Consider the following 6,068-nt stretch of genomic DNA (forward strand, 5'->3'; position numbering starts at 1 on the left):
CAGGGGCATTCCTCATGCTTGTCCTGTTCTTCAACGCGTGCCTGACCATGGCGAGCTTCCGCTATGTCGCGAAACCGGTATTGATCGCATTGATACTGACGGCATCGGCTGCCAGCTATTTCATGGCGNCCTATGGGATCGTCATCGATAAGGCCATGGTCCAGAATGTCTTCGAGACGGATGCGCGCGAAGCGATGGAGCTGATCAGCTGGCATTTGGCGGCGACGGTCTGCCTGCTCGGCGTGCTGCCGTCGCTGCTGATTGCGCGTGCCAGGATCCATTTCCCGCAAGGACCAAAGGGACTCATGCAGCGCTTCGGCATTGCGGCGGGATCGCTGGCGCTGGCGGCCTTGCTGCTCATCCTGTGTTTCAAGAGCCTGGCGCCAGTACTGCGCGAGCATCGGGAGCTGCGTTTTCTCGTGACTCCCACCAATTTTATCCAGGCGACGCATGGCTATCTGCGCAAGCGATTGGCTGCCAGCCTCGTCGTGGCTCCCCTTGGCCGCGACGCGGTCAAGGGCGCGACCTGGACCGGCCAGGAGCGCAGAACGCTCACCGTCATCGTGGTCGGCGAAACGGCACGTGCCGCGAACTTTTCGCTCAACGGATATGCTCGCGAGACAAATCCCTTGTTGGCGCGGCAAGCGGGGCTGATCAATTTTTCGAACGTGCGTTCTTGCGGTACAGCGACCGCGGTGTCAGTACCGTGCGTGTTTTCGGCACTCGGCCGGGATGGGTACAGCCAGTCGAAGGCCACCAGCCAGGAAGGATTGCTCGACGTACTCACGCACGCCGGCTTCGACGTCATCTGGCGCGATAACAACTCCGGATGCAAGGGTGTGTGCGCCCGTGTGAAGTACGAAGATCTGTCGAAGCCGGCGGGGCCTGACAGCCATTGTGGCGCTAAGGAGTGCTACGACGAGCGTTTGCTCGAAGGTTTGCCTGAGCTGATCCGCAACAGCACCAGGGATCTCGTCATTGTGCTGCACCAGAAGGGGAGCCACGGCCCTGCTTATGCGAACCGTTACCCACGCGAGTTCTCAAGGTTCGGGCCGGTGTGCACGTCCAACCGGTTCGAAGAGTGTTCGCGTGAATCCATCCAGGCCGCGTATGACAACACGATCGTCTACACCGATTACTTTCTGAGCAAGACCATCGATATGTTGCGCGGCATCGCGGGACGCGGGGGCATCGATACGGCCATGCTGTATTTTTCCGACCATGGAGAGTCTCTTGGAGAAAACAACATGTACCTCCATGGCGCCCCGTATTTCCTGGCGCCGCGCGAGCAGACCGAAGTGCCCATGATGCTGTGGATGTCGCCGGGCTTCAGCGAGCGCTTTCGTGTCGATCGACGCTGCCTGAACGAACGGCGCCAGCAACCGCTCTCGCATGACAATGTGTTTCATTCCGTCCTCGGGATGCTCGATGTGAATACCGCAGTACTCAATCCACGGCTCGACATGTTCCATTCCTGTGTCAGGGGAGGCTGATGCGTCGGCCTGGTCACCTTGCTTGCCCGACACTGTTGGGCTATCGCGCGGCGCGAAGGATCGCTGTCGCACTCATCGCCGGAGCCGTGTCCACGCTGTGGATCGGACGTTACTCCGATATTGATCTGCTGCTCGCCGATGCGGTATTCGACGCCGCCAGCAATACTTTTCCCTGGCGCGATGCATGGCTCACCGAGACTTTCGGACACGTCATCTTGAAGCGGGTGCTGACGCTCGCGGCGCTGGCCTTTATCGGGTGTGCGGCGGTCGATGCGTTCCGGCCCTTGCCACGACTGTGTGTCCTGGGCCGGCTACGCCTGCGTATCGTCGCATCGTCCGCGATATTGGTCCCGGCCGTGATCAGCTTGCTGAAGCAGCTCAGTTCATCGCACTGCCCATGGGACCTTTCTCGTTACGGAGGGGAGCAGCCTTATGTCCGGATCTTCGACATACTGCCGGACGGCGCGATTCCTGGCCAATGCCTTCCTGCTGGCCACGCCTCGAGCGCACTGTGGCTGTTGTCGCTGGCGGTCTACTGGCTACCTGCTCAGGCTCGCGCAGCCCGGATAGCGGCCTTTTCGGGTATCGCTGCCGGCAGCTTTCTCGGGCTTTTGCAGCAACTGCGCGGTGCCCATTTCCTCACCCACAGCCTTTGGTCGATCTGGATCGCAAGCGCGACCGTGGTCCTCGTCATCCTTGTTCTTCAGGGGAGGCAAGCCGGCGCTGCCGTGATTTCCCCGTCGGCTTCCGCCGCAACGCAGAAGCGGCACAGGCTCGACCCTGAAACGGACATTTCCGAATCCAACTGATTAACCCGGCTCGCTTACAAATCGCGAAGCCGACTATTCCAAAAGGTCTACAACCATGCTTCAGGACAAGCAAGAGGTCAGTGAATTCAAGAGCACCAGCGGTCTGGCTCGCATCGTGACCGCGTCAGCTTATTCCGCCCGGGGTCTCAGAATCGCGTGGAAGTACGAACACGCGTTCAGGCAGGAATTGCTCGTCTCGGTTCCGGCGCTGTTCGTCGCATTGCTCCTTCCCGTGTCGGTCTTGGAAAAGCTGGCCCTGGTACTGGTGCTGGCGCTGGTATTGATTGTCGAGCTGCTCAACTCCGCGATCGAAGCCGTCGTCGACCGCATTTCTCTGGAACGGCACCCTCTATCCAGGAACGCGAAGGATCTGGGCAGCGCGGCGGTATTCCTGTCGGTGGCCGTTGCGGCAGTCACCTGGACCGTGATCGTGGCGCCGGTTTTGCTGAAGTAAGCACAATGGTCCTCCGATGGAGGACCATTGCCATCGAGCGAGCGCTATTCAAGGCCCTCGTTCGGGCAAGGTGTACTTGCGCTCGCGGTAGAGTAGCGAGGGCAGAACAACGTGAGCCATTGCCTTGCTCACTTGCAGTTTGTCGGGCGCACCCGCCTGAAGATCCAGTTTTCCGCTCTGGGCATCATAGTTTCCAAGCAGTGGATGCTGGCGCGGACGCAGGATCGTCGCCGACCCGTCTTCGAGCCAGGCGAAATAATTATCGAACTGGAGCATGGCGCGGCCAGGGGTGCTGCTGTCTCTTGCAAAGTCCCGGCCGATCATCGGATGCATGCTCGAAACGCCCATCAATGACAGCAGGGTCGGTCCAAGATCGATCTGGCTGGCGATCGTTCCAATCCGTTTCGGTGCAATGTCCGCCCCCAGGATGAGTCCCGGGATATGGAACTTCTTGACGGGCACCAGACTATTGCCGTAGACGCGGTTGTCATGATCGGCAACGACGAGAAACAGGGTGTCTTTCCAGTACGCCTGCTTCTTCGCTTCGGCGATAAATTTCCCGAGCGAGTAGTCCGCATATTTGACGGCGTTGTTCACCGTTTGCTTGACCGGATCGTGAAGCGTAATTTTTCCGTCCGGAAATTCAAACGGTTCGTGATTCGATGAGGTGAAAATCAGGCTGAAGAACGGTTTCTCCTGGGCATGAAGTTCCTTCAGGCGTTCCAGCGACTTGTTGAACAAGTCCTCGTCGGACGCTCCCCAGCTTCCCGTGAAGGCCGGACGCATTTCCCGTATGTCGACCACGCGCTGGAATCCGTTCCCGGTGAAGAAGCTGCGCATATTGTCGAAATGCGCTTCGCCGCCATACACGAATTCAGTATGATAGCCCTGCTGTTTCAGTCCTGCCGCAATCGTGTAAAAGCCTTGCTGCGCGAGCGAGAGTTTGACCACGCTGCGGGCGGGCGTCGGTGCGTAGCCGGCCACGACCGCTTCGATGCCTCGCACCGAACGGGTGCCGGTCGCATAGAGCTGCTCGAACCACCAGCCTTCGCTCTTGAGCTTTTCCAGCTCCGGCGTCACTGGCAGTCCGCCCAGCGACTCGACGAAGGTCGCGCCCAGACTTTCTTGCAGGACGATTACCAGGTTAAGCGGCCGGTTTCGCGCGATGGCGGCTTGCTGGAAATGTAGAGTCGGAGTGTCGGTATTGCTGAACGTATAGCCGTGCAGCCAGGGCGCTGATTTAACTTCTCGAAAAACTTGTTCCCGCGGGAATGCCCCATAGATGTCGGAGGAGACTGCTTCTTTCTTCAGGGAGTTGAGCGCGTCCAGCACCGACCATGCCGAGTTGATGATGAGCGAATTGACCATCGCGTCACCGGTCAGCGCAAAGAAGGCCGGGTTGGCTGGGCGGTGCCCCGTGGTCGACCGGATCTGCATCAGTACGATCAGGCACAGAACCGGCCATANGAGCAGCAGTTTCCTTGCGGGCCACATGCTTATGCCGGGCGAAGCACGCCTGAGCAGATNGAAAATCAACAGGCCGAGGCCGATCGTCAATCCGACGCCGGTCACCACCGCGATGCGAAAACCATTCCACAGCGTCGCGAACACTTCCTTCGGGTAGGCAAGGTACTCGATGAACAGGCGGTTCGGCCTGACGTCGTATTGCATCAGGAATTGAGGCGAGGACAANTCCATAAACAAGATGAAAATAAGAGCAACAGTGCCCCAGGCAATGCTCACAGTCCTCCACACGCGTGCGAACGAGCGGTAGGCGAGCAAGGGGGCCAGCAACAGGGGAAGCACCTCGAAGTACCCCAGCAGGATCAGGTCCGCGCGCAGGCCCTGGACGAACAGCGAAGCCGGGATCGCGGCCGCTTCGACGCGGTCCCACTGCCATGCGACCAGCGCGAACCTGGATAGCGACAGGATGACCAGGCCGATGAGCAGCATCTGGAGCGTGCCGGCAAAGGGGCCTGCCCAGCTGCTTGACCGTGCAAGACGGTGCGCACAGTGATGAAAGATCGAGGTTTTACCAGGCAATGCATTGCTCATAGATATTTGCGGATGGGGTTGTCAGTCGCTCAAAAATACTGCCGCACTCCAGGCAGGCGCGGTTGACGTGGACCGCCGCTNNNACAGGAAGTCTCCCATCGCAGGGGAAGCGAATAGTGCATANGGGAAAGTGGNGGGCGATCTTAGGNCAAGCGCCGTTAGGNCGGCGTTAAGGCGCCGTTANGATCNCGTTAAACCAAATCGAATGCAAGCGGCCGATAGCGTCTAATTATCCCAGCAGCCGATGAAGCCTGGCGGCGCCGTCGACCAGCACCCGGCNCCCGTCGTTCCGCCCTGATTCACTGAAGGATATCCTTCTTCACCGGTACGTAGCGGTAGGGGGCGTGATCGGCAGCCGCATCGCAGCTTTCACGTGCGGACGAGGCATCGAGCAGAACCCAGTTGCGGCGATGGGCTTCGCCAAGAACGCGTTTCTTCGCCAGGTCGAAGCAGCGCAAGGCCAGGCCATCGGGGAGGAGGAGCACGCGCGNCGGGTCTGCGCGCATCCAGCNCCAGGCATTCCATTCCTGCCGCGGCAGCGGCGCCAGATAGCTGAAGTGGACCANNGGCCGGTCTGCGAACAACAGGAACTGTTCCTTGAACTCGAGCATGCCNACTTCCGCTTCNGGGGCAAGGCGTCGTTCGAGTTCCTGCATGATGGCGCGCGGCGTCCGANGTGGGTTGAGGATGGGCCATANCCANANAGAGACGAACAGCCAGGTCAGCACGCTGGCCAGGGCGAGCTGTTCGAACAATGCGCGTTTGCGCAACAGCCAGACAATGCCCGACAGCGCCAGTCCGAGNACNAGCAAGCCCGGAGCNAGCGCCGCGACGGCGTCGGCNTAGNCGTCCGCCCGGGACGGNAGGTGCNCNGGNGNAAACAGCGCGACCGCCGCAAGCAGGATCAGCAGCAGCCCCATGATCGCGAGCGCCGCNCGCAACACGACAGCCGTGCCGCGGCGCCCTTCTGCCGGCGCCTGTTCCCAGACGTAGGCGAGCGCCAGGGCGAACATCGGCAGCGCGGGCAGGATGTAGACCTCGCGCTTGCCGGGGCTGATGGAAAAGAAGANCAACACCAGTGCAACCCAGCTCAGCAGTACGCGCAGCGCGGCGCTGGAGGGCCACAGCTTCCTGATGCTGCGCAGCCGCAGCAGGAACAGCACGGCCAGCGGAAACCACATGCTCGGCAGCGCAATCGTCAGGTAGTAGTGCCAGGGCTTGATGTGATGCCAGGCATTGGCATAGCGTTCAGCGGTT

5 protein-coding genes are annotated in these 6,068 nt (G+C 60.4%); 3 read left to right on the forward strand and 2 right to left on the reverse strand.

What is annotated here, in order from left to right; translation table 11 throughout:
• Positions 1-47: 47 nt before the first annotated feature.
• Genes YWC_RS31095 through YWC_RS0126620 form a run of 3 tightly spaced genes read left to right on the forward strand, consistent with a single transcriptional unit; the run spans position 48 to position 2,756 of the window.
• Positions 48-1,493, forward strand: coding sequence for a phosphoethanolamine transferase (locus tag YWC_RS31095; protein WP_443093632.1), 1,446 nt, complete (start codon positions 48-50; stop codon positions 1,491-1,493).
• Positions 1,493-2,302: a phosphatase PAP2 family protein gene (locus YWC_RS31100; RefSeq protein WP_084416628.1), complete on the forward strand. Its 810-nt coding sequence runs from the start codon at positions 1,493-1,495 to the stop codon at positions 2,300-2,302. Before YWC_RS31095 ends, YWC_RS31100 begins: the two co-directional genes overlap by 1 nt.
• 55 nt (positions 2,303-2,357) lie before the next feature.
• Positions 2,358-2,756, forward strand: a complete 399-nt coding sequence (locus YWC_RS0126620; protein WP_027868070.1) for a diacylglycerol kinase — start codon at positions 2,358-2,360, stop codon at positions 2,754-2,756.
• Positions 2,757-2,804: 48 nt separating this feature from the next.
• Here YWC_RS0126620 and YWC_RS0126625 read toward each other — a convergent pair whose 3' ends face one another.
• Together YWC_RS0126625 and YWC_RS31105 are read right to left on the reverse strand one after the other, a co-directional pair.
• Positions 2,805-4,811, reverse strand: a complete 2,007-nt coding sequence (locus YWC_RS0126625; RefSeq protein WP_229413210.1) for an LTA synthase family protein — start codon at positions 4,809-4,811, stop codon at positions 2,805-2,807.
• A gap of 299 nt (positions 4,812-5,110) precedes the next feature.
• Positions 5,111-5,992, reverse strand: a complete 882-nt coding sequence (locus YWC_RS31105) for a hypothetical protein (RefSeq protein ID WP_443093633.1) — start codon at positions 5,990-5,992, stop codon at positions 5,111-5,113.
• Between the last annotated feature and the right edge of the window lie 76 nt (positions 5,993-6,068).

It is taken from the genome of Massilia alkalitolerans DSM 17462, from assembly GCF_000427785.1.
GTDB lineage: Bacteria > Pseudomonadota > Gammaproteobacteria > Burkholderiales > Burkholderiaceae_D > Telluria > Telluria alkalitolerans.

What these genes read in the sequence shown, in the direction of transcription:
- YWC_RS31100 (WP_084416628.1), top strand. Translation starts at nt 1,493, where the DNA reads ATGCGTCGGCCTGGTCACCTTGCTTGCCCGACACTGTTGGGCTATCGC.
- YWC_RS0126620 (WP_027868070.1), top strand. Translation starts at nt 2,358, where the DNA reads ATGCTTCAGGACAAGCAAGAGGTCAGTGAATTCAAGAGCACCAGCGGT.